This is a genomic window from Novosphingobium sp. PhB55, assembly GCF_004368805.1.
Classification (GTDB): Bacteria; Pseudomonadota; Alphaproteobacteria; order Sphingomonadales; family Sphingomonadaceae; genus Novosphingobium.
Genome location: NZ_SODQ01000005.1, coordinates 186,467 through 210,800, shown reverse-complemented (window position 1 = coordinate 210,800; position 24,334 = coordinate 186,467). Strand labels below are relative to the sequence as shown.

Here is a 24,334-nt window from a genome sequence, read left to right as displayed (position 1 = left end):
GGCGCCCTTATCGGCCTAGCCCTCGATCACCCGCGCATGGGGGTGATGCTTGGCGATATGCTTGCGGACGATCTTCAGGTTGCGGCTGTTGGAGCGGAACACGAAGTCGAACAGATCGCCGGCCACCGGAACCGCGCCCAGCAGCGTATCGACGCCGACATTGACGGTCATCCGGGCAAGCTGCCACTTCGGCATACCCAGCCGCCGGGCTTCCCACACGATATACATGCCGAGCGCCGCCGAAACGAGATCGCCGGCCACGGGAACCAGGCCCATCACCGCGTCCAGCCCCACCTTGCGGCGAATGCCGGGAAGCGAGATGGCGCGCTCCAGCACGTGCTCGAGCATTTCGATGCGGCGGGAGATGGAAACCGGATCGGACCCGAGCGGAAGTTCCAGGTCCATGCGCCGTGCGGAAGTCTGTCCAGTCGCCAAAGTCGTACCTCTCCTCGAAAGGGATAGGCGAATTATCTGGGGACCCAGGCCAATGGCATCAAGGGGTGCCAGCCCCAGGTATTGGGTGCGAAGCCCGCGACGCTGCCGCGTACCAGCGACCAGCGGATCGGAGTTCCGAAGGGAATGAACACGTTGGCGGCCGTGAGTTCGGCCTCGGCCTCGGTCAGAAGCGCGGACCTTTCCTCGGGCGTGGTGGCCGTGGTGGCTTCCTTCACCCGGGCATCGGCCTCTGTGGAACAGAGGCCCTGTCCGTCGCTGCAGGCCAGGCGGTTGAGAAACCACGCAGCGCGGGGATAGCGGGCGACATCGTCCACCAGCCGCAGGTCCGCAGCTTCGATGTCGCTGCTGCGCAGGAGATGGACGCCGATGGCCGCGAAGTCTGCGGCGAGCTTGCCGAACAGGGTATCCGATCCGTCGCCGGCCGGGAGCCAGATCGACAGGTGCGGGCCGTTGGCGGCGGGCGGAACCGGCGCGGGGGCTGCGCCGCGCGTTGCCTTGGTCGCTTGCTTCGGCGCGGCACCGGGTGGCTGAGGGGCGGCCGGAGCGACCGGAGCGGGGGCGCGCTCGCCGGTCGATCCGCTTGCGCCCGATGCCCAGCGGCGCACGCGCGCCGCGGCCACCGCGCGCCGGTCGTCGAGCGACTGTTCGCTCCACCGTTCGCCGATCGTGCCAAGGTCGCCATCGAGGCTGGGCGAAACGAGCCGGGTGGTCGGCGACCATCCACCGAGACTGAACGGCGCAATCAGGCCCTCCCGGTCGATCGCCATGGCCAGGGCCTCGCGATTGGCGGGGTCGGCCAGGAAACCCTTGTCGCGCATCACCTTGAGGCCGAACAGACCGACCACCGGATCGAGCTGGATCGTCCCGCGCAGGATGCCGACCGAGCGGGTGAGGGGGAAGTCCTGGATCTCACCGCCCATCACGATATCGACTTCGCCCGCGTTGAACGCCTCGACCGCGGCTGGACCGTCAAGCACCCGCAAGTCGATGCGGCGGCTGCGCTGCGGCCAGTTTTCCACCGCAGGCAGCCCCAGGCTGGCGGGATCGATGGGCACGAGGCGGGCCGCGCTACCGGCGCGTTCCAGGCGCATCGGCCCGGCACCGCGGTTCTTGAAGGCCAGGCCGAGTTCCGGTTGGGCCAGCAGTTGCAGCAGATAGGGCATCGGCCGGCCGAGCCGGATCTCGACGACCCGCCCCGCCATCGTGCGGATTTCGTCGATACCGGCCAGATCGCGTGCAAGCGGCGTGCCGTCCAGCGCGTCGAGCGCGGTCTGCAGCGCCTTCTTGGCCGATTCCGCCGTTAGCGGCTCGCCCGATGGCCAATCGCCGTCGCGCAGCCGGAAGATGTAGCTTTGCCCGTCGTCAGTGACGATCCAGCGATCCGCGAGCGCGGGAATGACGCGGCCCTTCTCGTCGAAGGCCACCAGGCCCTCGGTGGTGGAGGCGCGCAGGAGCTGCCCGGCCAGGGTGGTGCTTTCGCCAATGTCGAAGGGCGCGCCCGATGTGCCGCCGGACCTGCCGAGCACGGCGACGCTCAAGGCCGAATTGTCCGGAGAACCGCAGGCGGCAAGCGCCAGCGCAGTGGCCAGAGGGATCAGGCGGAAGGGAACCGGAGTTCGAAAGGCATGGCGCTTGGCGAACATGGCCTTGGGACTAGTCGATTTGCGGCAGAGCGCAAATGGCTGGCGCGCCGCGGGGTCGATTTTTCGCCGGGCGCGCAGAAATCAGAGCTTGCGCAGGTTTTTCGCGGGCGTTGTGGGGGGCGAATATTGCGCTTCGTACGTGCGCACGAAATTCGGCTTGTCGTCCGGGACCGGGGTTACGGCGGCACGGGCCAGCTTGGGGTCGATTTCCTCGGTGAAGGCCACGCCGAAGCGGTTTTCCTGCACCCAGGCGACCGAGCCGGCGACCCAACCGATGTTACGGATATTCACGGCGACCAGCGTGCCGCGCATGACCTGGATTCCGCCTTCGCCCATCATGCCGCCGGCGGAGAGGTTGCGGACCTTGATCCGGTACTCGCCGTCCAGCCCGTCGATGCGCAAATCGGCCATGAGGAACAGGCTGTCGCGCGCAATCTGGCGATTTTCGATCTCGGTCATGCGTTCTCGTCCGGCATTCGGTCAGGCAGATGATATCACGAACCTTGGCCCGCGATAGCCATAGCCTCACGCGCGAAGCGTGCTTACCGTCGATACCTAGAGGCGAGTGGCAAAGAAAGCCTTAACGCCCCGTCCGCTGTGGAAGGCCCGGCTTTCCATCAACCGGGCATCCCGTTCGGGCGGGGCGAAAAAGCTGTTTTTGCGAGGGGATCACTCCTCGCGGGAGACCTTTTCGCGGCGCTCGTGCGCTTCCTGTGCCTCCACGGTCATGGTGGCGATCGGACGCGCCTCGAGACGGCCGAGGCCGATCGGTTCGCCGGTCACTTCGCAATAGCCGTATTCGCCTTCCTCGATCCGCCGCAGGGCGGAATCGATCTTGGCGATCAGTTTGCGCTGGCGGTCGCGGGTACGCAGTTCGATACCCCAATCGGTCTCGCTGGAAGCGCGATCGTTGAGGTCCGGCTCGCGGATCGGACCGTCCTGAAGCTGTGCCAGGGTGCCGGCAGAGGCGTCGAGAATCGATTTCTTCCAGGCCAGCAGAAGCCGCCGGAAGTAGTCTTGCTGAGCCTCGCACATGTAGGCTTCGTTCTCTACGGGAACATAAGAACCACCAAGCATGCGCTTGGCTTTGGCGAGGACATCAATTTCGTCAGCTAGGGCCGTTGCCATCCAGAGAATCTCCGCACGAATCCCCCCGGTCTGCCTACGCCCTGCGACCCCGGATTTTTCCAGTGGCCTCCCGGCAAACCGCGGTGCGGCGGCCTATAGGGCCGCCCCTCACCCTGCACAAGGCTATAACCATGGCAGTCCACAAAAAACCTGAATGCCGTTTCGGACAGGCACAAGTTTCTCCCGCGAGCTTGTAGCGTAAACTTACAGGGAATGTTTCAGATCTATCCTTAACGCTTTGTTGACCATGTCGGTGCCAGCCTTGCAGCACTGGACCGAAAGGACCGTAAACCGGGGGTTAGCTGACTATGGACCATGTCTGGATATCTGGAGAACACTTCACCGAAGTAACGGAAGGTCTTTCGGGGGCCGCCGAGGACCTGTTCCTGGCGGAGCGCCTGGCCGCTGCCGCGATCGGTGATTTTTCCGCCTGCTTCGATCTGGGCGTGGCCTTTTCCACCGGCAGCCACGGCGCGGCTTGCGATCTCATCGAAGCGCACAAGTGGTTCAATCTCGCCGCGGCCCGGGGCGACGAGGAAGCGGCGACCTGCCGCACCGAAGTGGCCGAGGACATGACCGCGCGCGAAATCGCCGAAGCCCAGCGCCGCGCGCGCCAGTGGCTTTGCGCGGCAGGACGAAAGGCGGCCTGAGGCCCTTTCCGGCCTAACTCTTGCGGAAGGGCGTCCGTCCGTCCAGCAGCAGCTGGTCGCCCGCGATGCCGGAGCGCTCCTGCGTGAGATAGTCCGCGATGGCGGCGCGCAGCCCCGGATGGACGATGTAATGGGCCGAGATCGTGCGCACCGGCTCATAGCCGCGCGCAAGCTTGTGCCCGCCTTGGGCCCCCGCTTCCACGCGCGAGAGGCCGAGCGCGATGGCCGCGTCGATCGCCTGGTAGTAGCAAAGCTCGAAATGCAGGAAGGGCTTTTCCACCACGGCACCCCAATAGCGGCCGTAGAGCGCCTCGCTGCCGATGAAGTTCAGCGCCCCGGCCACGGGCGTCCCATCCATATAGGCCAGGACCAGCAGGATGCGGTCGGCCATGGTCCGGCCCATGAGCGAGAACGCCTCGCGCGTCAGGTAGGGCTGGCCCCATTTGCGGGCGCCGGTGTCCTGGTAGAATTCCCAGAACGCGTCCCAGTGTTCCTCGCGCAGATCGTCGCCGGTGAGCCTGCGGATCTCGACGTCTTCCTGCGCCTTTTCGCGTTCCTTGCGAATGTCCTTGCGCTTGCGCGAGGAGAGGGCACCGAGAAATTCGTCGAAGCTGGCATAGCCCCGATTTTCCCAGTGGAACTGGATGTCCTCGCGCAGCAGCCAGTCGGCCGCCTCGAACAGCGGCACTTGCGCAGGTTCGATGAACGTCGCGTGGGCAGAGGACAGGCCATTGTCGCGGCAGACGGTTTCGGCGGCGGCGATCAGCGCGGGGGCCAGTTCCGGGTGCGGCGTGAGCAGGCGCGGGCCGGTAGCCGGCGTGAAGGGCGCGGCGATCTGGAGCTTGGGGTAGTACGATCCGCCGGCCCGGTGCCAGGCATCGGCCCAGGCATGGTCGAACACATATTCGCCCTGGCTGTGTTCCTTGAGATAGGCCGGAAGCGCCGCGGCCAGTTGTCCGTCGGGCCCGGCGATGGTGATCGGCACGGGTGTCCAGCCGCTATCGCCGCCGACGCTTCCCGATTGCTCCATGGCTGCCAGGAAGGCGTGGGAAACGAAGGGGTTGCCGCCGCCCGTCAGGGCATCCCATTCCGCCGCCGGAAGTCCGTCGACGCCGCCGTGGATCCGGGCGACGAATTCGCCGCCGGGCTTGCGCTTGCTTTCCTCCTCGCCGGACCCGGCGCTCATGCCGGTTCTTCCGAAGGGCGCTCGAAAATCACGGCGTCCGCATGGATGCCGGCGCGCTCGCGGTGGTCCGGCCTGCGCACGGTCCAGGTTGCCACCGGCAGGCCGCGGCGGCGCTGGGCAGCGGCAAAGCGGCTGGGCAGGTCGCGGATGTCGTAAGCCAGGAAGTCCGGCCGGGCCTGCCAGAGCGCGAGTCGGCGGCGGATTTTTCCGGCCAGGGCGCGGTCCTCGCCCTCGGATACGATCAGCCCGCGCACGGTGTGAGGCGAATGGCGCCGGTACCAGCGCGAGACGCGCGGGTCGAAGCTCATCACGGCATGGGGGCCGGTATAACCCTCCAGCACCCGCCGCACCGCCAGGCAGAGCGCGGCGACGCGGGTCCCGCGCGAGGATTTCAGCTCGATCAGCACCGGCTTGCGGCCGCCGATCAGGGTGAGCGCCTGGCGCAGGCTGGGAATGCTCTCGGCCGTGCCGCCCAGGGTGAACGCGGCCAGCTGCGCCGCGCTATGCCGGGAAACTGCGCCGGCCTCGTCGGTCAGGCGCTCCAGCGTGGAATCGTGGAACACGACGGGTGTGCCATCCCCCGCGCGCTGCACGTCGAGTTCGATGCCATAGCCTTCCTCGATCGCCAGCCGGAAAGCCGCGAGCGAGTTTTCGGGAATCACCGCGCCGTGCAGCCCGCGATGGGCATAGTCATGCCCGCCGATCCACCCGACCTTGCGCGGATCGGGCGGCGGCGAGCACCAGCGGTCAAGCAGGGCGAACGGCAACGATGGCGTCCACTTCGACAGCGGCGCCCAGCGGCAGGACCGGCACGCCGACCGCGCTGCGGGCATGCTTGCCCGCCTCGCCGAACACCGCGACCATCAGTTCCGAAGCCCCGTTGGCGACTTTCGGCTGGTCGGTGAAGTCGCCGGCCGAATTGACGAAGGCGCCCAGCTTGACCACGCGCTCCACGCGGTCGAGCGAGCCGAGCGCGGCCTTGAGCTGCGCCAGGATCATCACCGCGCAGGCCTGCGCCGCCTCGACACCGGATTCCAGGTCCACGTCTTCACCCAGGCGGCCGGTCACCAGCTTGCCTTCCACGAAAGGCAGCTGGCCCGAGACATGGGCGAGGCCGCCCGCGACCACCACCGGCACATAGGCCGCGACCGGGGCGGCGGGTTCGGGAAGGGTCAGGCCCAGTTCGGCCAGGCGGGATTCGATAGCACTCATCGTCGGCGTCTTCCTTGTGAGAGGAACGGGATCAGGATTCGGTCTTGGTAGCGTCGCTGCGTGTCAGCCAGTCGATCAGCCAGGGCGCGGCGTCCTGCCAGCGGTCGATTCGCGCATGGGCATGGCCGGCGACATGGGCGCAGGCGATATGCGGGGCGAGCAGCGGTTCGGCGCAGAGGTGCAGGCGCCCGATCTCCGGCGCGACGCCTGCCACGGAGCCGTGGTGCTGGGCCAGATCGTCCACGAAGACCGCCCGCGAAGGCGCGTACTCGTCGAGAATCGCCTTGAGAGCAGGGCCTTTCGGTCCCTGGTTGGTGAAGACGCGCACGTCGATCCCGTGCTCCAGCAATTGCTGACGGCGGGCTTCCTGACGGAAATCCATGAGGTTGGTGAGCACCACCACGTCGGCATGATGCGCGATCTCGCGAATCGCCGCGACGGCGCCGTCCACCGGGGTCTGCCGATGCATCTGGCCGTCGAAGAACTTGTTCAGGAGCGACCACATTTCCGCCTGTTCGAGCAGGTCGCCGCCTTGCGTGCGCCGCATCGCGCCGGAGAATTCGCCGCGCTCCATGGCGAAGGTGACGCCTTCGTCCTCGGCCAGCCAGTCCCGGAAATGCGAGATCATGTAGAGGAGCACTTCGTCGCAATCGGTGATGAGCAGCGGCCTGCCGGTGCGATTCGTCATGTGCCGAGCCTTTCCCTTGCGCGGACCAGCATTTCCGGCGCGACGTCCAGCGCTTCGGCCGCGGCGACGAGGTCCGGTTCGTGCGAGCAGAGAAACTCCAGGACCGCCGCCATCGTGGCCTGCTGTCCCAGCGAGGCGCGCAGGACATCGGGCGTCAGGCCGGTCAGCGCCAGGAAACGCTCGGCGCGGTCCTGGTCTGCCAGCACCCAACCGAGGGCATTGAGCGCAAGGGCCTGCGGGTCCTGCGATGGGGATGGCGACTCTCGAAGAATTGTCAGTCTCGCTTGCCTGTCATAGAGCGGGTTTCCCCGCCCTTAGATGGTGATCACGCGTCGAATGGCAAAGCGTATCCTAGTTGTCGAGGACAACGACCTCAATCGGAAGCTCTTTTGCGATGTGCTCAGGAGCCAGGGCTTCGCCGTGGAGCCGGTGGCCGATGGCCTCGACGCGCTGGAGCGCGCCCGGGAATTCGTGCCCAATCTCGTTATCATGGATATCCAGCTGCCCAACGTATCGGGCCTGGACCTGATCGAGGCGGCCAAGAAGGATCCGGTGCTGCGCACGATCCCGGTGCTGGCCGTCACCGCTTATGCCGGCAAGGGCGACGAGGAGCGGATCCGCGAGGCCGGCGCCGAAGGCTATCTGGCCAAGCCGGTGTCGATCGGCCCGTTCATGCGCGCGGTCCGCGACTTGCTGTGATATGGCGGCGATGTCGCAACCGTCTTCGCGGCGGAAGCGACAAGTGTCGCGCCTGTGCTTGACTTTACCCCCCGTCGCCGCTTTTGCGCCGCAATTATCGGCCAGAGCGCCGCCCGAAATTACCGGAGTTGAAATGACCATGGACCGCGCAGAGACCTCGGCCCGCATCGCCGCGCTGATCGAGCCCTTCAACAAGAAGGGCATCGAAGTCGCCGACGCGACCCGCTTCACTGACGACCTCGAGTTCGACAGCCTGACCGTCATGGACTTCGTGGCCGCGATCGAGGACGAATTCGACATCATCATCTCGATGAACCAGCAGGCCGAGATCGAGAACTACGGCCAGCTCGTCGATGCCGTGGTCAAGCTCCAGGGCTGAGGGATCCATCGCGATGACCGATATGCTCAGCGAAAACGAAACCCAGGGCCACGCCGATCTGTTCAGCAAGTTCGATCCCCTGATCGAGATGCGCCGCGATCTGCTGTCCACCGGCGTCACCGATCCGTTCGGTCTCGTCATGGAAAAGGTGATCTCGCCCACCGTCGCCCTGTGCAACGGGCGCGAGACGATCCTGCTCGGCACTTACAATTACATGGGCATGACCTTCGATCCGGACGTGATCGCGGCCGGCAAGCAGGCGCTGGACGATTTCGGCGCCGGCACCACCGGCAGCCGCGTGCTCAACGGCACTTACGCCGGGCACAAGGCGGTCGAGGAAGCGCTATGCGACTTCTACGACATGAAGCACGCCATGGTGTTCTCCACCGGCTACCAGGCCAACCTGGGCATCATCTCGACGATCGCCGGCAAAGGTGACTACATCGTCCTCGACATCGACAGCCACGCTTCCATCTGGGACGGCTGCAAGATGGGCGATGCCGAAGTCGTGCCGTTCAAGCACAATGACATCGAGGCGATGGAAAAGCGCCTGCGCCGCATTCCCGAAGGCGCGGGCAAGCTGGTCGTGCTGGAAGGCGTCTACTCGATGCTGGGCGACATCGCCCCGCTCAAGGAGATGATCGCGGTCGCCAAGAAGTACGGCGCCATGGTCTTGGTGGACGAAGCGCACTCGATGGGCTTCATCGGCCCCAACGGACGCGGCGTGGCCGAAGACCAGGGCTGCCTCGAAGACGTGGACTTCGTGATCGGCACGTTCTCCAAGTCGGTCGGCACGGTCGGCGGCTTCTGCGTTTCGAACCACCCCAAGTTCGAGATCATGCGCCTGGTCTGCCGTCCTTACGTGTTCACCGCCAGCCTGCCGCCCAGCGTCGTCGCCACCGCCACGACCTCGATCCGCAAGCTGATGACGGCGGCGGAAAAGCGCGCCCACCTCTGGGAAAGCTCGCGCACGCTGCACAAGGGCCTGACCGATGCCGGCTTCCAGCTCGGCACGGACGAACCGCAGAGCGCGATCATCGCTGTCATCATGCCCGATCTCGAACGCGGCGCGATAATGTGGGAAGCGCTGCTGCACGAAGGGCTTTACGTGAACCTCGCAAGGCCGCCGGCAACGCCTGCGAACATGACGCTGCTGCGCTGCTCGCTCTGCGCCGAACATTCGGCCGAACAGGTCCAGCAGATCATCGGCATGTTCACCCGCGCGGGCAAGACGGCCGGCATCCTCTGACAAGAACGTCGTCCCGGATCGAAGTCCGGGACGACGTTCTGCCTCAATCCCGGTGGCGGTCCACCAGCGCCAGGAACGCTTCAAGCCAGCCGCCGACGAACCCGGCCGACTGCTCGCCCACGGTGCCGTCCGGGGTGAGCAGGCCGTCCTTCCACTGGATGAAGGCTTCCGGCGCGCCCAGGGTGGGCATGTCGAGGTAGGCCAGCACGTTGCGCAAGTGCTGCTGGGAAAGCGCGGTCCCGATCGCACCGATCGACACGCCGATCACGCCTGCCGGCTTGCCCGCCCAGGCGCTGTCGCCATAGGGACGCGAGGCGTTGTCGATGGCGTTCTTGAGCACGCCGGGGATCGAGCGGTTGTATTCCGGCGTCACGAAGATCACGCCGTCGCTGCTGCGCACCAGCGCCTTCAGATCCTTCACCGGCTGCGCCTGGTCGCCATCATGGTCCTGGTTGTAGAGCGGCAGGGAACCGATATCCGCGAACACGAAATCGTGGCCCGAGGCCGCCGGCAGCCGGGTCAGGGCTTTCGCGAATTGGTGGTTGTACGATTCGGCGCGAAGGCTTCCGACGACGACGACGATCTTCGACATGACGACTCCTCATGGCTGGTTGCTGCCGACGACAGGTATCGGGGCAAACGGTGTCAGTGGGAAGTCCGGGGAAGCCTCAGGGTTGCGAGGGTCCTGGTGCGATGCTTGATTTCAGGCGTTTGAGATGGCGGCCGCGCTGGGTTAAGCAGCCTTTATGAGAACGCTCTGCTTCCTGATCGCAACCCTGTCCCTGGCGGCTTGCGGACAGTCCGATCCGCCGGGGCCGGACGGCGTCACGGTCGGCGAGGCGCGGGCGCTGGACGAGGCGGCGGAGATGTTCGATGCCCGGCCCGAACCTGCCTCGACCTCGGCGCCCACCGGCGCTGCCGCCACGCAGGCCGAGTGAGCGTCAGTCGAAGCTGACTTTGCCCCGCCCGGCCTTCACCGAGCCGCGCAACTTCTTGCCCTTGAGCCGCTGCTCCTTGCCCACCCGGTTGAGGCGGCTCTTCGCGCGCTTTTCCGGCAGCTTGTGAGCATCGCGGAGCATGTCCGCCAGGCGTTCGCGGGCATCGGCGCGGTTGGCTTCCTGGGTGCGGAAGCGGCGGGCGGTGAACATCAGTTCGCCCGCCGCGGTCATGCGGCTGCCCGCCAGTTCCTTCAGCCGCGCGAAGACCGGCGGCGTCAGGCGCAACGCATAGACGTTGAGCCGCAATTGAACGGCGGTCGCGACTTTGTTGACGTTCTGCCCGCCCGGCCCGGTCGAAGCGATGAAACTCTCGCTCGCCAGGGCCTGGGCGCGGCCGATGGTCTCCTCAACCTCGCTCATTCATCGCTGAAGCCGAAAGCGGCGAAATCGGCCGGGAGCGGCGCGACGGCCACGATCGGCTCCTTGTCGCCGCGCGGCACGGTGAGGCCGGCCGCATGAAGCATGGTGCGCGGTGCGCCCTTGCTGCTGCCGTAGACCGGATCGCCGAGCAGCGGCAGGCCAAGGCCGGAAGCGGCGTGGACGCGGATCTGGTGGGTACGGCCGGTTTCGGGGCGGAATTCCACCAGGGTCAAGCCGTTCTTCTCGTCCAGCTTGCGCCAGTGGGTGACGGCGGGCTTGCCCTTCTTCGCCGGGATCATGCGCCAGCCGTCCTTGACCGTGCTGACCTTGGAGAGGTTGAGCGCGATCGTGCCTTCCTCTTCCGACAGGGCGCCGGCGACGATGCCGAGGTAGCGCTTCTTGACCAGCTTTTCCTCGAAAGCGGCGGAAAAGCGCTTCAGCGCCTTGGGATTGCGCGCCAGCAACAGGCATCCCGACGTGTCGCGGTCAAGCCGGTGCACTGGCATGGGCAGCCGCTGGAAGCCCAGCGTCAATTCCTCGAGCCGGTCTTCGAGGCTGCGACCGCCCGCGCGGGGCGTGTCGAGCGGAAGGCCGCCGGGCTTGTCGATGACCAGCGCTTCGCCGTCCTCGAAGAGGATTTCCAGTTCCATGTTACGTCAATGCTTTCTCTATGCGCCGAAGCGCTTCTTCGAGCCGCGCGTCGTCCGCGGCGAAACTGATGCGGAAGCCGTCACGCCCGCCGAAGGCGGAGGCGGGAACCAGCGCCACGCCGTGTTCCAGCAGGTGCAGCGTGAGCTTCACGTCGTCCCCGAAGCGGCCCATCAGCGGGGCGGCGTCGATCATGCAGTAGAACGCGCCGTCCGGGGTCGGCGTGGAGAGGCCGGGGATCGCGTTGATCGCGGCCACCACCCTGTCGCGCCGCTGGCGGAACCGTTCCCGCCATTCGGCCAGGAAGTCCTGCGGCCCCGCGAAAGCGGCGACGGCGGCGGCCTGGCTGATCGAACAGGGATTACCCGAGGAATGCGACTGGAGCTTCTCCATCGCCTTGATAAGCCACTGCGGGCCGGCAGCCACGCCGATGCGGAAACCCGTCATCGCGTGGCTCTTGGACACGCCCGAGACCGTCAGGATGCGGTCGGCAAGATCGGGGCAGAGGTTGGCCAGCGTGGCATGCGGGCGGCCGCCATTACTGTCGATGGCGTAGTTGATCGGCGCGTAGATATCGTCGGACAGCACCATCACGCGCGGATGACGGCGCAGCACTTCGCCGATGCCGCGCAGCATCTCCTCCGGGTAATAGGCGCCGGTCGGATTTCCGGGGCTGTTGAGCAGCACCCAGAGCGTGCGCGGCCCGATCTGCGCTTCGAGATCGGCGGCGGTGAAGCGGAAGTTGTCCTTGGCCGAAGTCAGCAGGGGAACGACCTTGCCGCCCGCGAAGCGCACGATCTCGGGATAGCTCACCCACCAGGGCGAGGGCACGATCACTTCGTCGCCTTCGCTCACCGTGGCCAGCATGGCATGGAAGATCGCCTGCTTGCCGCCCGCGCTGACCGTCACTTGCGAGGCGGGAACCTCGATCCCCAGGTCGCGCGCGAAGTGCAGGGCAGCGGCCTGCTTCAGCTGCGAGGTGCCACCGACCGCGGTATACTTCGTCTGGCCGGCATCGAGCGCGGCCTTGGCGGCCCCGATCACATGGGGCGGAGTGGGGAAGTCGGGCTCGCCCACCGAGAGCGAGATGATGTCGAGACCGGATTCGCGCAGTTCGATCGCGCGGTCGGTCATCGCGGTGGTGCCGGAAGGGGCGATGCGCGCAAGGGCGGCGGAACCGTGCATGGTGCCGCCCGTCACGCCAGCAGCCGCGCGGGGAGCAGCCCGCGCAGGGAATTGCCGATGAAGAAGCCTTCCGCCAGGTCGTCCAAAGTCAGTTCGGCTTCCACCGCGCGGTCTTCCTCGATCAGCGAGCGGCGCAGCACGCCGGCGAGCAGGCCCAGCGCCAGTGGCGGCGTCAGCAGCCGGCCATCGCGTTCGACGAAGAGATTGGTGAAGGTGCCCTCGGTAACCAGCCCGTCGTCCCGCAGGAACAGCGCTTCCTGTGCGCCGGCGGCCTTGGCGGCGGCCAGGCCCGCCTCATAGAAGCCGCGGTCGCTGGTCTTGTGGCGCAGGCGCCAGTCGCCGCTGTCCACCGGCAGGCGCAGCACGCCCACGCTGACCGGCTCGCCCATCGGCTGCGGCAGTTCGGACAGCTCCAGCGCATAGGCGCCGCTGCGCGAGGCGACGAGGCGCAGCTTCGAGGGGCTTTCCGCATCGAAGCAGAGCGCCTGGATGGCATTGCGCACCGCATGGCGATCGAAGCTGAAGCCCAGCGTCTCGGCACTGCCGCGAATCCGCTCGAGATGATGTTCGAGCAGCGGGATGCCCTTTTCGGGCGTGAAGCACATCGTCTCGATCAGGTCGAAACTGGCGGGCGAGGATGCCCCTGCCGACTCTCTCACGAAACCCCCTTTGACCAGGCATTCCCGCCATTCGGGAAGCGCTTTTGAATCGGCGACCACGGCCGAGCCGACGCCGAGGACCGCACGGCCGGCCCCGTTCTCGCCCGGCGCCAGGCGCCCCGTTAGATGCAGAGTGCGAATTGCCACATTGAAGGCGGCATCGCCAGTAGGATCGATCCGGCCGATCGAGCCGCAATAGGGGCCGCGGGCATGGGATTCCCCTTCGGCGATCAGCTCCATGGCGCGGATCTTCGGCGCGCCGGTGATCGAGCCGCAGGGAAACAGCGCCCGCAGGATATCGACGGCGCCCTTGCTCTCCGCCAGATCGGCGCGGACGGTGGAGACCATCTGGTGGACGGTGGGATAGCTCTCGATCGCGAAGGCATCCTCCACGCGGACACTGCCGGCTTCGGCCACGCGCGAGAGGTCGTTGCGCATCAGATCCAGGATCATCAGGTTCTCTGCCCGGTCCTTTGCGGAGCCGGCGAGTTCCGCGCGCAGGACCTGGTCCTGCGCCGCATCCTGGCCGCGCGGGCGGGTGCCCTTCATCGGGCGCACCGTCACCCGGCCGTTTTCCAGCGCGAAGAACAGTTCGGGCGAGAAGCTCAGCAGGTACTGCGCACCGTCGCAGACCACGCCGCCATAGCCGGCCGCGGCGGAAGGCCGGATCGCGGCATAGAGCGCCAGCGGATCGCCATGCCAGGGACCGGCCAGCGGGAACGTGAGGTTCGCCTGATAGATGTCCCCCGCCTCGATGGCGCCGTGAATCCGGGAAAAGACCCGGTCATAGTCGCCGGTCGTGATCTGCGGTTCCAGCGGTCCGATGCAGACGCGGCCCGGCGGGGCATGGCGGGCGAGCCAGTCCGGCACGTCCAGCGCGGGGATCGTCTCGTATCCGGCAAAGGCGCCGAACCACACGAGCGGGCCGGTCACCCCGGTGCGTCCGGGCAGACGCCCCGCCAGCCGCGGTTCGAGGGCCAGTCCGGCCTCGTAGGCCAGGTAGCCCGCCAGGTGCAGCCCTTGCGCGGCGAGCTGCTCGATCCGCGCGAGCGCCGGCACCACCTCTTCGGCGCTGCGGGCGATCACGATCTCGCTCGGCGCGCGGTAGAGCCGGGCGTCGCCGGCGCCTTCGCGGCGGGCATCATCGAGGAGGACGAATATTTCGGACATGGTCTTGCCGCGCCTTTAGCGAGGGTTCGGGAACCGCACCAGCCCATGCGGCGCGGACGGCCGGGGCGATGAGCGCGCGCGTTCCCAGAATCCCTCTCGCGCTGGCGCCAAGGCCGCTCTATCACCATGGTGGGTGCAAGGAGCGGTGAATGGACGAGATTTTCCTGGGACTCGGGGCCAATGGTGAACGTCAGGTGTTGCGGCTGGACCGCGCCAACCGTCACGGGCTGATCGCGGGTGCCACCGGCACCGGCAAGACGGTGACCCTGCAGACCATTGCCGAGCAGTTTTCCGCAGCCGGCGTGCCGGTATTCCTGGCGGACGTGAAGGGCGATCTTTCGGGCATCTCGATGCCGGGGAGCCCGCAGTTCAAGAACGCCGCCGTGCTGGAAACCCGCGCGCGCGAAATCGGCATGGCGGACTATGCCTATTCGGACAATCCCGCGATCTTCTGGGACATCTACGGCGAGCAGGGCCATCCCGTCCGCACCACGATCTCGGAAATGGGGCCGCTGCTGCTGTCGCGGCTGATGGACCTCAACGACACGCAGGAAGGCGTGCTCAACGTCGTCTTCCGCTATGCCGACGAGCAGGGGCTGCTGCTGCTCGACTTGCCCGATCTCCAGGCGATGCTGGCCCATGTGGCGGAAAATGCCGCGGCGCTCTCGGCCAGGTACGGCAATGTCACCAAGGCGAGCGTCGGCACGATCCAGCGGCAGGTCCTGGCGCTGGACAGCCAGGGCGCGGCGCAGTTCTTCGGTGAGCCGGCGCTGGAAATCGCCGACTTCATCCGCTGCGACGACAAGGGGCGCGGCTTCATCAACGTGCTCGCCGCCGACAAGCTGATGCGCAGCCCCAAGCTCTACGCCACCTTCCTGCTATGGCTGTTGTCCGAGCTGTTCGAAGTGCTGCCCGAAGTGGGCGATCCCGAAAAGCCCCGGCTGGTGTTCTTCTTCGACGAGGCCCACCTGCTGTTCGACGATGCGCCCAAGGCGCTTCAGGACAAAGTGGAGCAAGTGGTGCGCCTCGTCCGTTCGAAGGGCGTGGGCGTCTACTTCGTGACGCAGAATCCCATCGACATTCCCGAGGACATTGCCGGACAGCTCGGCAACCGCGTGCAGCATGCGCTGCGGGCCTTCACCCCGCGCGACAAGCGGGCAATCAAGGCGGCGGCCGATACGTTCCGCATCAATCCCGCGCTCGACGTCGAAACGGCGATCACCGAGCTGAAAGTGGGCGAGGCGCTGGTCTCCACGCTCGACGAGGAAGGCGCCCCCACCGTGGTCCAGCGCACGCTGATCGCGCCGCCACGCTCGCGACTGGGGCCGATCGAGCCGAAGGAGCGGGCGATCATCCAGTCGATCAGTCCTTTCGAGGGCAAGTACGACAGCCCCGTAAACCGCGAAAGCGCCGAGGAAGTGCTTGCCGCCAAGGCCGCCGATGCCGCGGCGACGGCCCAGGAAGTGGCGGAAAAGGGCAAGGAGGAAGTCGGCCGGCAGGAGCGCAAGAACCCCAGCCTGTGGGACGGGCTGGGCGGCAAGGTCGCCAAGGCGGCGGCCGGCGCGGCGGCTGCCAGCGCGGGGTCGATCCTGGCGCAGTCGATGCAGGGCAAGAAGAGCCGCGCGGATCCCAAGGCCTCGGCCGCCAGCGCGGCCGCCGGCACCGTGGGCGACGCCTTCGGCAAGGCCATCGGTTTCCCGGGGCTGGGCCGCTTCGCCCGCAACCTTATCGGGGGCCTGATGCGCTGACCCGATGAGGGTCGGTCTCCGCCCGGTCGTGTTTGCCGCGCTGCTGGCAGCGTCCGGGGCGGCGCGCGCGCAGGATGCGGCATCGGGGCCGGTCGCGGAGGCGTCCGGCATCCTCGTCTCGGCGGAAAGACCGGACCTTCCCTTCGGCCGCCTCGACGATTCCGTCAGGCCCCTGGCCTATCGGCTGGACATGACGCTCGATCCCGCGAAGCCGCGGTTTTCCGGCCATGTCGAGATCGACCTGACATTGGCCGCCGGAACCCCGCGGATATATCTTCATGGCCGCGATCTCGATGTCACGCGTGCGGAAGCGCGGATCGGCGCGCGTGGTGTCTCGGCGCGCTGGCGCCAGCTCGATGCGAACGGGCTGGCCGAAGTGCGTTTCGACGAGCCGCTGCCCCCCGGCCGGCTCACGCTTTCCTTCGACTATTCGGCGGCGTTCGGTCAGGGCCCCGCAGGTCTGTTCCGGGTGGAAGTGGAAGGCGCGTGGTATGCCTGGAGCCAGTTCCAGTCGATCGACGCGCGCGCCGTATTTCCCGGTTTCGACCAACCGGGCTTCAAGACGCCTTTCGCCGTCACCTTGCGCACCCCGCCGGGCCTCATGGCGATCAGCAATGGCCCGGAAGTGGGTACCGCGGTGATCGAGAATGGCCTGGCCGTTCACCGCTTCGCCCCCGGCCCGCCGCTGCCGACCTACCTGGTGGCGATCATGGCCGGGCCGTTCGCCAGCGTGTCCGGCGAAGTGCCGCCTTCGCCCCAGCGGGCAGAACCCTTGCCGCTGCGGATCGTCTCCACCCGCCAGAACGCGGCGAACCTCGCCTTCGCGCTGGAGGGCAGCAAGCGCATCGTCACCCTGCTGGAGGATTATTTCGGAGAGCGCTTTCCCTTCCCGAAGCTCGACCAGGTGACCAGCCCGATCCTCCCGGGTGCCATGGAGAACCCCGGCGCCGACCTCTACCGCGACGACATCCTTGTCATGGACGAGAACGCGCCGGTGGAGCAGCAGCGGCAGTTCGGCATGATCGTGGCGCACGAACTCGGCCACCAGTGGTTCGGCGATCTCGTCACGCCGGACTGGTGGGACGATCTCTGGCTCAACGAGAGCTTCGCCAACTGGATCGGCTACCGCGTGGGCGAGCAGTGGCGGCCGGACCTTGGCATTGCGGGCGATGCACTGGGCACCGGGTATCAGGCGATGGACATCGACGGCCTGCTCGCCGGCAGGCCGATCCGCCAGCCCATCGAGACCAGCGAGCGGATCGATTCCGCTTTCGATTCGATTACTTACGGGAAAGGCGGTCATGTCGTGGGCATGATTGCGCAGTGGCTGGGAGAGGAGCGCTTCCGCCAGGGCGTGCGCCGCTACATCGACGCGCACCGGCAGGGTAGCGCCACCAGCGCCGATTTCTTTGCCGCCCTGGCCGACGTGGCCGGAGACCCTCGCCTGGTGCCGGCCATGCGCAGTTTCGTGGAGCAGCAGGGCGTGCCGCTGCTCGCCATGCGCCAGGCCGGGGACCGGGTCACGGTGACGCAGCTTCGCTATACCACGGCCGGTGTGGCGCCGCCCGAGGCGCGCTGGACGATCCCGCTCTGCTTTCATCGCGGGCCGCAGCGCCTGTGCACGATCATGGACCAGGGCACGCAGGCCTTCTCGGTGCCCGGAGAAGGGCCGGTGTTCCCCAATGCCGGAGGCAGCGGCTACTATCGCTTCGAACTCACCGCCAACCACTGGAAGGCGCTGATCGCCGAGGCCGACCGCCTGCCCGGCGGCGAGGCCCTGGCGCTTGTCGATTCGCTCGATGCCTCGATCCGGGCCGGGCGCGGCAACGTGGCGGAGATGGCGGGGCTGGCCCGCAAGCTGATCCGCCATCCGGACCCTCACGCCGCCGATGCGCCGGACAAGGCACTGGCCCGCTACATGATGGAAGGCTTCGTCGGCACTCCGGCGCGGCGCAGCTTCGGTCTCTTGCGCGAGCGACTCTATGCGCCGCTGCTCAAGGAACTCGGCTTCGACCCTCGCCTCGGGGTCTATGCCCATGAGGCGCCGGCGCGGACCCAGCGCCGCGTGCAAGTGGTGGCCGCCCTGCTCAACACCGGGCGCGGCGCGCGCCTGCGCGACCAGCTCGCCGATGCCATGGCGGCCTATCTGGCCGGGGACCATGCCGCGCTCGACCCTGCCTGGCTGGACCATGCGCTCGATCTCTACCTCTATCGGCGGCCTGCCGAAGCGGCGCGGGATCTGGTCGACCGGGCGCTCGCCTCGGAGGACCCGGTGTTCCGGCCCGCGGCGCTGGCGGCCGCCTCCCGCACCGGAGATGCCAAGCTCGCGGCCTGGCTGCTCGCCATGGACGACCCGCGTCTGCGCGAAAGCGAAAGACGCGACCTGCTGGACGGCGTGATGGCGCGCAGCGCCACGCGCGAGCTGGGTTACGATTGGGCGCTCGCGCATCTGGACGGGCTGCTGGACGGCAGCGATGGGCCGTTCCTGGTCCGGCGCCTGCCGCAGATGCTCGGGCGGTTCTGCTCGGTGGATAGGGCCACCCGGATCGCGCGCGACTTCAAGGCGCGGCTGGCGGGAACGCCCGGAGCCCTCGAACTCGACCGCGCGATCGAGCGCGTGCGCAATTGCGGTTTGCTCGACGACATGCTGGGTGCTCAGATCGACGCCGAGTTCGCCAAGCTGAAATGACGGCCTGAAGCGCCGTCCGCTGTCTGGAATTAACCGACTGCGCCGCGAACGTCAGCCCAGAGGCAGCTCCAGCCGGGCGTTCAGGCCCTCGACGGTGCCGCCTGCCGAGAGCCGGTTGGACAGAACCAAGGCGCCGCCGTGCTGGTCGGCAATGGCGCGGGCGAGCGCGAGGCCGAGCCCGGCGCCACCCGTGGCGCTGTTGCGCGAGGGGTCGCCGCGGGTGAAGGGGTTCATCATGTCCGCGATCGCATCGTCGGGAATGCCGGGGCCATCGTCCTCGATCAGGATGACGGCGCGGCCCTCCGCGCGGGAGAGCGAGACGCGGGCGCGTTCGCCGTAGCGCAGCGCATTGCCGATGAGGTTGCGCAAGGCGCGGCGGATCCAGGTGGGACGCAGTTCCAGCGCCATCCGCGCGGTGTCTCCCACTTCGACCGGCTCGCCCATGTCCTCGTATTCCTCGATCACCGAGAACATCAGCGCGGAGAGTTCGGTGCGTTCGAGCGGATCGCTGGGTCGGCCGACGCGGGCGAGGGACAGGATGTCGTCCAGGGTGTGGACGATGTCCTCGATGGTGGCTGCCATGCGGCCGCGCTCGACGTCGTCCGTCACCGATTCGATGCGGACGCGCAGTGCCGCCAGCGGGGTCTTGAGATCGTGGCCGATGGCGCCCAGCATGACGTTCTTCTCGTCCAGCAGGGCGGCGATGCGCGATTCCATGGCGTTGTGGGCGATGATGAGGCGCTGCATGTCCTCCGGCCCGGAAGGGGCCAACTGGCCCTCCACGTCCTGCGTGGCGGCGAAGCGTTCGAGGCGGCGCGTCAGGGCGGCGAGCGGCCGGGTGATGCGGCGCAGGATCAGCGCCACGGCGGCCATGACGACGATGTAGATGATGATCGTCTGGACCAGCACCGGCGTCAGCAGGACGTTTTCCGGCCTCGGCGCGCGCACCCGCGAGATGATCCAGCTGCCGTTTTCTTCCGTGCGCACGCCGACCACCAGCAGGTTGGCCCGCATGATGCGGTCGATTTCCTCACGCGCGAGGCCGTAATTGGCGGCGCGATCCAGCGCGTTGCGGCGGGCGACGCGGTCGCGGCCGACGTCGCGGTGGACCACGACGATGTCGCGCACCGGGAATTCCTGGTCGGCCAGGATCTTGGCCAGGCCCACTTCCGCTTCCCGGTCGCGGGTTTCCCCGGGACCGGCGGGGGAGCGCGTGCTGTATTCGAGATGGTAGCCCTTGGGCGGCGGGCCGGAGAGCGGCACGCGCGGCCCGTCATGCCGCCGCGACAGCGCGCGGGGGCCGCGCGTTTCCATGATGAGGCGGAACGCGGAGGCATTGAGCATGCTCGCCTCGTAGCCCTCGCGCTGGGCGCGATAGACCAGGAACGCGCCCAGGCCCTGCACGAGCATCAGCGCGACGGCCACTGCCAGCAGCATCTGGCCCATCAGGCTATGGGGACGCGGCATCTTCAGGCTCGACATCTTGCGGTTTCCGCTCAGTCCGCGTCCAGCGGCACGCGCCGGACGTCCGTGGCCAGCATGTAGCCGCCGCCCCACACGGTCTGGATCAGCTGCGGGTTGCGCGAATCGACCTCGATCTTGCGGCGCAGGCGGCTGACCTGGTTGTCCACCGCGCGGTCGAACAGATGCGCTTCGCGGCCCTGCACCATGTCGAGCAGCCGGTCGCGGTTGAGCACCTGGCGCGGGTGTTCGAGGAAGGCCATGAGCAGGCGGAATTCGACCGAGGAAATCGGCACGGTCGCGCCTTCGGCATCGGAAAGGCGGCGCTTGAGCGGATCGAGCAGCCAGCCTTCGAAAGCGAAGGCCTCGTTCTCCGGCGCCTGCGCAGGCATGCGGGCGGCGCGGCGCAGGACGGAGCGGATGCGGGCGACCAGTTCGCGGGGCTCGAAAGGCTTCACGACGTAATCGTCGGCGCCAATCTCCAGCCCGACGATCCGGTCGGTCGCCTCGCCGCGCGCGGTGAGGAAGATCACCGGAATGTCCTGCGCTTCCACGAAGTGGCGGCAGAGCGAGAGGCCGTCCTCGCCCGGCATCATGATGTCGAGCAGGACGAGATCGGGCCTGTCGTCGCGCAGCTTGCTGCGGGCTTCGGCTGCACTCGTGGCCGGGGTGACGGCAAACCCCTGGCGCGACAGGTAGTCGGCCAGGGGCTCGCGGAGTGCAGCTTCGTCGTCGACCAGCAGGATGCGGGCGGGCGAGATGTCGTTCATTCCAATCCTTTTCCGTCCGGTCGCGCGGGCGGGGTCTCGGGTTACTTCGTCGCGGGTGCAGGGGCCGGGGGCGGCGGCGGGGTATCGCCCCGGCCGCGCCGGGACTCCCCACGCTCGCCCTTGCGGGCCTGCCATTCGGCACGCATCTTGTCATGCGCGGCGCGGCGTTCCTCGGGGGTGACCTTGCCGTCCTTGTTGGTGTCCGCGGCATCGAAGCGCTGGAGGGCGGCTGCGACGAATTCGGCGCGGGTCACGGAGCGATCGCCATCGGCGTCCGCCTTGCCGAAGCCCATCATCGAACCCTTCATGCCACCGCGCGGACCGTCGTGGCGGCCATGGCGATCCTTTCCGGCGCGCCCCGTGGGGCCGGCCATGTCGGGGCCACCGGGAGGCGGCGGCATCGCGCCTTCCGCGCCGGGGGGCGGTGGGGGCATGTCGGCCGGTCGGTCACCATGGGGCCGGTCACCATCGGGCCGGTCGCCATCACCGCGCGGTCCGCGATCGGCCATGAATTCGGCCTTGGAGATCGATCCGTCCTTGTTCGTGTCGAGCCGGTCGAACGCGGCTTCGCGCATCTGTTGGCGGCGGGCCTCGCGGTCTGCGCGGTCGAGCTTGCCGTCCTTGTTCACGTCGAGACGCGCGAACATTTCCTCCGCCCGGCTCTGGGCTTCGGCGCGCGTTTCGGTGCGCGTTTCGGGACGGTCGCGCTGCGGACCGGCAGGAGATTGGGCAGGAGATTGGGCCGGAGATTGGGCACAGGCCACCCCGGCAACGGCCAGCGCAGCGGCGGAGATGCCTACGGCGATCTTGCTGAAGCGGTTCATCCTCTGGGCTCTCTTTCTTCGGGCGAATAGGGCGAAAGCCGGGGGACGGGGAAGGGAGGGGGAAGAACAGCCCCGCGGCTTTCTGAGATCCCGTCTAACGACCGCTTGTCGCGCAGTTGTGCCGCCTTGCGGCTTTATTGTCGCCAATTGTCACAGGCTTGGCACTCTATTCATGCGGAGGCAAGCCTTGCGCCGTTTCATCGCGGCCGGTGCTGCGTTCCCATCCCCGCCGTCACGAACAGCGCCGTCGCCCGGTCGTCGACATCGGCGGTATGCCAGGCGCCGGGCGGGTTGATGGCATATTCGCCGGGCTGGAGCGACACGGTGCGCGCCGTGCCGTCTGCCAGTTCCTGGTGCAGCGTGATCGCCCCGCCCAGGCAGACCACGAGTTCGTCGCCGGCGGGGTGCATTTCCCAGCTGTCCCAGCTTTCGTCGAAATCGTACATCGAGACGAGGCGGCCCTCGGCCCCGTCGGCGGCACTCCGCTCGATATAGCCGGCGTACCATTCCATGCCGGTGAAAGCGGGCTGCGCCCTGGCCACCGCGCCGAGGCCGAGATGGACCGGATGGGTCCTGAGATCGTGCACTGCGTCCGTCATCGGGCGACTCCTCCCGGCCAGCCTGTTTCCGGGAGGAGGTTACGCCTGAGCCCGCAGGCTCACAACATCGGAAGCCGCGCGCTCAGAACGGGCGGCACTGCGCGTCGAGCCAGTGCTTCACTTCGCCCTCGACTTGCGGGCCGATCACCTGGAGCACCTTGGCATGGTAGGCATTCCACCAGGCCACTTCCTCCGCGGTAAGCAGCGAAAGCTCGACGAGGCGGCGGTCGATCGGCACCAGGGTCAGCGTTTCGAAGCCGAAGTATTCGCCGTCCGCTCCGGCGAACTGGCGCGGTTCGACGAGGATCAGGTTCTCGATGCGGATGCCGTATTCGCCGGCCTTGTAGTAGCCCGGCTCGTCGCTGAGGATCATGCCCGCGAGCAGTTCCTGCGATGTGCCGGCCTGGCCGCCCGCCGGCTTGCCGATGCGCTGCGGTCCTTCGTGAACCGAGAGGAAACTGCCCACGCCGTGGCCGGTGCCATGGGCGTAGTCGAGCCCGACGGCCCAGAGGAACTGACGTGCCAGCGCGTCGAGCTGGCCGCCGTTGGTGCCCTTGGGGAAGACCGCGCGGTCGATGGCGATATGGCCCTTGAGCACGCGGGTGAAGCGGTCCTTCACTTCGGCCGGCGGGGCGCCGCTCTCATTTTCCGGGCTGCCGATCCACACGGTGCGGGTGATGTCGGTGGTGCCGCAAGGATACTGCCCGCCCGAATCGACGAGGTAGACGCTTTCCGGCGCCAGGGTCAGGCTCGATTCGTCCGAGACGCGGTAGTGCGGGCTGGCGGCGTTGGGGCCGGCGCCGGAGATCGTGTCGAACGAGAGGTCGCGAAGATCGCCGCATTCCTGGCGGAAGGCGTGGAGACGGTCCGATGCGCTCATCTCGGTCACTTCGCCCTTGGGGCCTTCTACCGAGAGCCAGTGCAGGAAGCGCGTGACGGCCACCCCGTCGATGGCCTGGGCCTTGCGGTGGCCCTGCTGCTCGACCGGGTTCTTCACCGCCTTGGGCAGGATCGTGGGATCGCGTTCCTCGACGATCGCGGCGCCGGCGGCGCGCAGTGTCTCGAACACGGCGGCCACGGCATTGTCGGGATCGACCGAGACGCGCTTGCCCGCCAGTTTGCCGAGGCCCGCGACGAAGGCATCGCGCGGCTGGATGCGAACGGCATTGCCAAGGTGCTGGCGCAGTTCGGCCGTCACCTTTTCCTCGGCGATGTAGAGATCGGCCGTGCCGTCGGCATGGGCGACGACGTAGGAGAGCGCCACGGGGGTCCGCTCCACGTCCGTGCCGCGCAAGTTGAGCAGCCACGCAATGGAATCGAGCGCCGAGATCACGGTCGCATCGAGACCGCGCGCGGTCAGCCATTCGGAGACGGCGGCGCGCTTGGCCTTGCTCGATTCGCCGGCGAAGGCATCGTCATGGACGATCGCCGCAGCGGGCGAGGGGGCGGGTTGGTCCTGCCAGACGGCATCGATCGGGTTGCCGTCCACCGCCACGAGCGTGCCGCCCTTGTGCGAAAGCGCGGCCTGGGCGGCTTCCACCCATCTGGAGCCGTGAAGCCAGGCGTCGTAGCCGATCTTCGCACCCTCGGGCGCATTCTCGCCCAGCCAGCGGGCGGCGCTGGTCTGCGGCACGCTTTCGTAGGCATAGGCCTTGCCGTCCACCTGCTCGCGCACCTGGAGGGTATAGCGCCCGTCCACGAACATGGCGGCGGCGGGAGAAAGCGTGGGATTGGTAAGCACCACGGCCGTTCCGGCCGAGCCGCCGAAGCCGGTGAGCCAGGCGAGGCGCTGTGCATAGGCGCCGACGTATTCGCTCATATGCTCGTCGGAAATGGGGATCACGAAGCCGTCGAGGCCGCGCGACTTGAGTTCCTGGCGCAAGGCATCGAGCCGCGCTTCGTGGGTATTCATCAACATGAGGTGGGTATCCGG

Annotated in this window: 26 protein-coding genes; 7 read left to right on the top strand and 19 right to left on the bottom strand. The window is 67.6% G+C overall.

What is annotated here, in order from left to right:
• Positions 1-15: 15 nt before the first annotated feature.
• The 4 genes from EDF57_RS13675 to dksA all read right to left on the bottom strand — a co-directional run bounded on the left by EDF57_RS13675 (position 16) and on the right by dksA (position 3,227).
• On the bottom strand, positions 16-405 hold the full coding sequence (locus EDF57_RS13675; protein ID WP_132264655.1) for a DUF4112 domain-containing protein: 390 nt from the start codon (positions 403-405) through the stop codon (positions 16-18).
• Between the two features lie 62 nt (positions 406-467).
• Complete coding sequence (locus tag EDF57_RS13670; RefSeq protein WP_134094698.1) at positions 468-2,099, bottom strand: ABC transporter substrate-binding protein; 1,632 nt, start codon at positions 2,097-2,099, stop codon at positions 468-470.
• An 81-nt stretch (positions 2,100-2,180) separates the two neighbouring features.
• Complete coding sequence (locus EDF57_RS13665) at positions 2,181-2,558, bottom strand: PilZ domain-containing protein (RefSeq protein ID WP_132264659.1); 378 nt, start codon at positions 2,556-2,558, stop codon at positions 2,181-2,183.
• A 210-nt stretch (positions 2,559-2,768) separates the two neighbouring features.
• Positions 2,769-3,227, bottom strand: a complete 459-nt coding sequence (dksA, locus tag EDF57_RS13660) for an RNA polymerase-binding protein DksA (RefSeq protein ID WP_132264661.1) — start codon at positions 3,225-3,227, stop codon at positions 2,769-2,771.
• Positions 3,228-3,535: 308 nt separating this feature from the next.
• On the opposite strand from dksA, the gene EDF57_RS13655 reads away from it, so the two are divergent.
• On the top strand, positions 3,536-3,877 hold the full coding sequence (locus EDF57_RS13655; RefSeq protein ID WP_132264662.1) for a sel1 repeat family protein: 342 nt from the start codon (positions 3,536-3,538) through the stop codon (positions 3,875-3,877).
• Positions 3,878-3,890: 13 nt separating this feature from the next.
• On the opposite strand, the gene EDF57_RS13650 is transcribed toward EDF57_RS13655, so the two are convergent.
• Genes EDF57_RS13650 through EDF57_RS13630 form a run of 5 tightly spaced genes read right to left on the bottom strand, consistent with a single transcriptional unit; the run spans position 3,891 to position 7,235 of the window.
• A complete protein-coding gene (locus EDF57_RS13650) occupies positions 3,891-5,063 on the bottom strand; it encodes a GNAT family N-acetyltransferase (protein ID WP_134094697.1) in 1,173 nt (390 codons plus the stop codon).
• Positions 5,060-5,830 carry a glycerophosphodiester phosphodiesterase family protein gene (locus EDF57_RS13645; RefSeq protein ID WP_132264666.1) on the bottom strand — a complete coding sequence of 257 codons (771 nt, stop codon included), beginning with the start codon at positions 5,828-5,830 and terminating at the stop codon, positions 5,060-5,062. Before EDF57_RS13645 ends, EDF57_RS13650 begins: the two co-directional genes overlap by 4 nt.
• Positions 5,811-6,275 (bottom strand): RidA family protein, encoded by a 465-nt coding sequence (locus EDF57_RS13640; protein WP_132264667.1) that lies wholly within the window; start codon positions 6,273-6,275, stop codon positions 5,811-5,813. The genes EDF57_RS13645 and EDF57_RS13640 overlap by 20 nt, the downstream gene beginning before the upstream one ends.
• Before the next feature lie 31 nt (positions 6,276-6,306).
• Positions 6,307-6,963, bottom strand: a complete 657-nt coding sequence (locus EDF57_RS13635; RefSeq protein WP_132264669.1) for an HAD family hydrolase — start codon at positions 6,961-6,963, stop codon at positions 6,307-6,309.
• Entirely contained in the window at positions 6,960-7,235 is a 276-nt protein-coding gene (locus EDF57_RS13630; protein ID WP_207912890.1) for a DUF3572 domain-containing protein, read from the bottom strand. The genes EDF57_RS13635 and EDF57_RS13630 overlap by 4 nt, the downstream gene beginning before the upstream one ends.
• Positions 7,236-7,299: 64 nt before the next feature.
• Here EDF57_RS13630 and EDF57_RS13625 point away from each other — a divergent pair, with 64 nt between their 5' ends.
• The 3 genes from EDF57_RS13625 (at position 7,300) to EDF57_RS13615 (ending at position 9,290) form a co-directional block, all read left to right on the top strand.
• On the top strand, positions 7,300-7,662 hold the full coding sequence (locus EDF57_RS13625) for a response regulator (protein ID WP_132264672.1): 363 nt from the start codon (positions 7,300-7,302) through the stop codon (positions 7,660-7,662).
• A 139-nt stretch (positions 7,663-7,801) separates the two neighbouring features.
• Complete coding sequence (locus EDF57_RS13620) at positions 7,802-8,041, top strand: acyl carrier protein (RefSeq protein ID WP_132265304.1); 240 nt, start codon at positions 7,802-7,804, stop codon at positions 8,039-8,041.
• Between the two features lie 13 nt (positions 8,042-8,054).
• A complete protein-coding gene (locus EDF57_RS13615) occupies positions 8,055-9,290 on the top strand; it encodes an aminotransferase class I/II-fold pyridoxal phosphate-dependent enzyme (protein WP_134094696.1) in 1,236 nt (411 codons plus the stop codon).
• Positions 9,291-9,333: 43 nt separating this feature from the next.
• On the opposite strand, the gene EDF57_RS13610 is transcribed toward EDF57_RS13615, so the two are convergent.
• Positions 9,334-9,882: an NAD(P)H-dependent oxidoreductase gene (locus EDF57_RS13610; RefSeq protein ID WP_132264676.1), complete on the bottom strand. Its 549-nt coding sequence runs from the start codon at positions 9,880-9,882 to the stop codon at positions 9,334-9,336.
• Positions 9,883-10,036: 154 nt separating this feature from the next.
• Here EDF57_RS13610 and EDF57_RS13605 point away from each other — a divergent pair, with 154 nt between their 5' ends.
• A complete protein-coding gene (locus EDF57_RS13605; RefSeq protein ID WP_132264678.1) occupies positions 10,037-10,228 on the top strand; it encodes a hypothetical protein in 192 nt (63 codons plus the stop codon).
• Positions 10,229-10,231: 3 nt separating this feature from the next.
• On the opposite strand, the gene arfB is transcribed toward EDF57_RS13605, so the two are convergent.
• From arfB to pabB, 4 genes are read right to left on the bottom strand one after another with little or no spacing between them, the layout of a single operon-like run.
• Positions 10,232-10,648, bottom strand: a complete 417-nt coding sequence (arfB, locus tag EDF57_RS13600; RefSeq protein WP_134094695.1) for an alternative ribosome rescue aminoacyl-tRNA hydrolase ArfB — start codon at positions 10,646-10,648, stop codon at positions 10,232-10,234.
• The gene (locus EDF57_RS13595) at positions 10,645-11,298 is read right to left on the bottom strand and encodes an RluA family pseudouridine synthase (RefSeq protein ID WP_134094694.1); all 654 of its coding nucleotides are present in this window, start codon (positions 11,296-11,298) and stop codon (positions 10,645-10,647) included. The genes arfB and EDF57_RS13595 overlap by 4 nt, the downstream gene beginning before the upstream one ends.
• 1 nt (position 11,299) lies before the next feature.
• Positions 11,300-12,481: a pyridoxal phosphate-dependent aminotransferase gene (locus EDF57_RS13590; protein WP_134094890.1), complete on the bottom strand. Its 1,182-nt coding sequence runs from the start codon at positions 12,479-12,481 to the stop codon at positions 11,300-11,302.
• Positions 12,482-12,492: 11 nt separating this feature from the next.
• Positions 12,493-14,310, bottom strand: a complete 1,818-nt coding sequence (gene pabB / locus EDF57_RS13585) for an aminodeoxychorismate synthase component I (protein WP_134094693.1) — start codon at positions 14,308-14,310, stop codon at positions 12,493-12,495.
• Between the two features lie 149 nt (positions 14,311-14,459).
• Between pabB and EDF57_RS13580 the strand changes: the two genes are divergently transcribed.
• Positions 14,460-16,058 (top strand): helicase HerA-like domain-containing protein, encoded by a 1,599-nt coding sequence (locus EDF57_RS13580; protein ID WP_134094692.1) that lies wholly within the window; start codon positions 14,460-14,462, stop codon positions 16,056-16,058.
• 4 nt (positions 16,059-16,062) lie between these two features.
• Entirely contained in the window at positions 16,063-18,747 is a 2,685-nt protein-coding gene (locus EDF57_RS13575) for a M1 family metallopeptidase (protein WP_134094691.1), read from the top strand.
• Between the two features lie 51 nt (positions 18,748-18,798).
• Here EDF57_RS13575 and EDF57_RS13570 read toward each other — a convergent pair whose 3' ends face one another.
• The 5 genes from EDF57_RS13570 to EDF57_RS13550 all read right to left on the bottom strand — a co-directional run bounded on the left by EDF57_RS13570 (position 18,799) and on the right by EDF57_RS13550 (position 24,319).
• Positions 18,799-20,229: an ATP-binding protein gene (locus EDF57_RS13570; protein ID WP_243841061.1), complete on the bottom strand. Its 1,431-nt coding sequence runs from the start codon at positions 20,227-20,229 to the stop codon at positions 18,799-18,801.
• Positions 20,230-20,243: 14 nt separating this feature from the next.
• On the bottom strand, positions 20,244-20,978 hold the full coding sequence (locus EDF57_RS13565; RefSeq protein WP_132264690.1) for a response regulator: 735 nt from the start codon (positions 20,976-20,978) through the stop codon (positions 20,244-20,246).
• A gap of 41 nt (positions 20,979-21,019) precedes the next feature.
• Positions 21,020-21,802: an EF-hand domain-containing protein gene (locus tag EDF57_RS13560; RefSeq protein WP_134094690.1), complete on the bottom strand. Its 783-nt coding sequence runs from the start codon at positions 21,800-21,802 to the stop codon at positions 21,020-21,022.
• A 197-nt stretch (positions 21,803-21,999) separates the two neighbouring features.
• Positions 22,000-22,401 (bottom strand): cupin, encoded by a 402-nt coding sequence (locus tag EDF57_RS13555; protein WP_134094689.1) that lies wholly within the window; start codon positions 22,399-22,401, stop codon positions 22,000-22,002.
• Between the two features lie 82 nt (positions 22,402-22,483).
• A complete protein-coding gene (locus EDF57_RS13550; RefSeq protein ID WP_134094688.1) occupies positions 22,484-24,319 on the bottom strand; it encodes an aminopeptidase P family protein in 1,836 nt (611 codons plus the stop codon).
• Positions 24,320-24,334 lie beyond the last annotated feature (15 nt).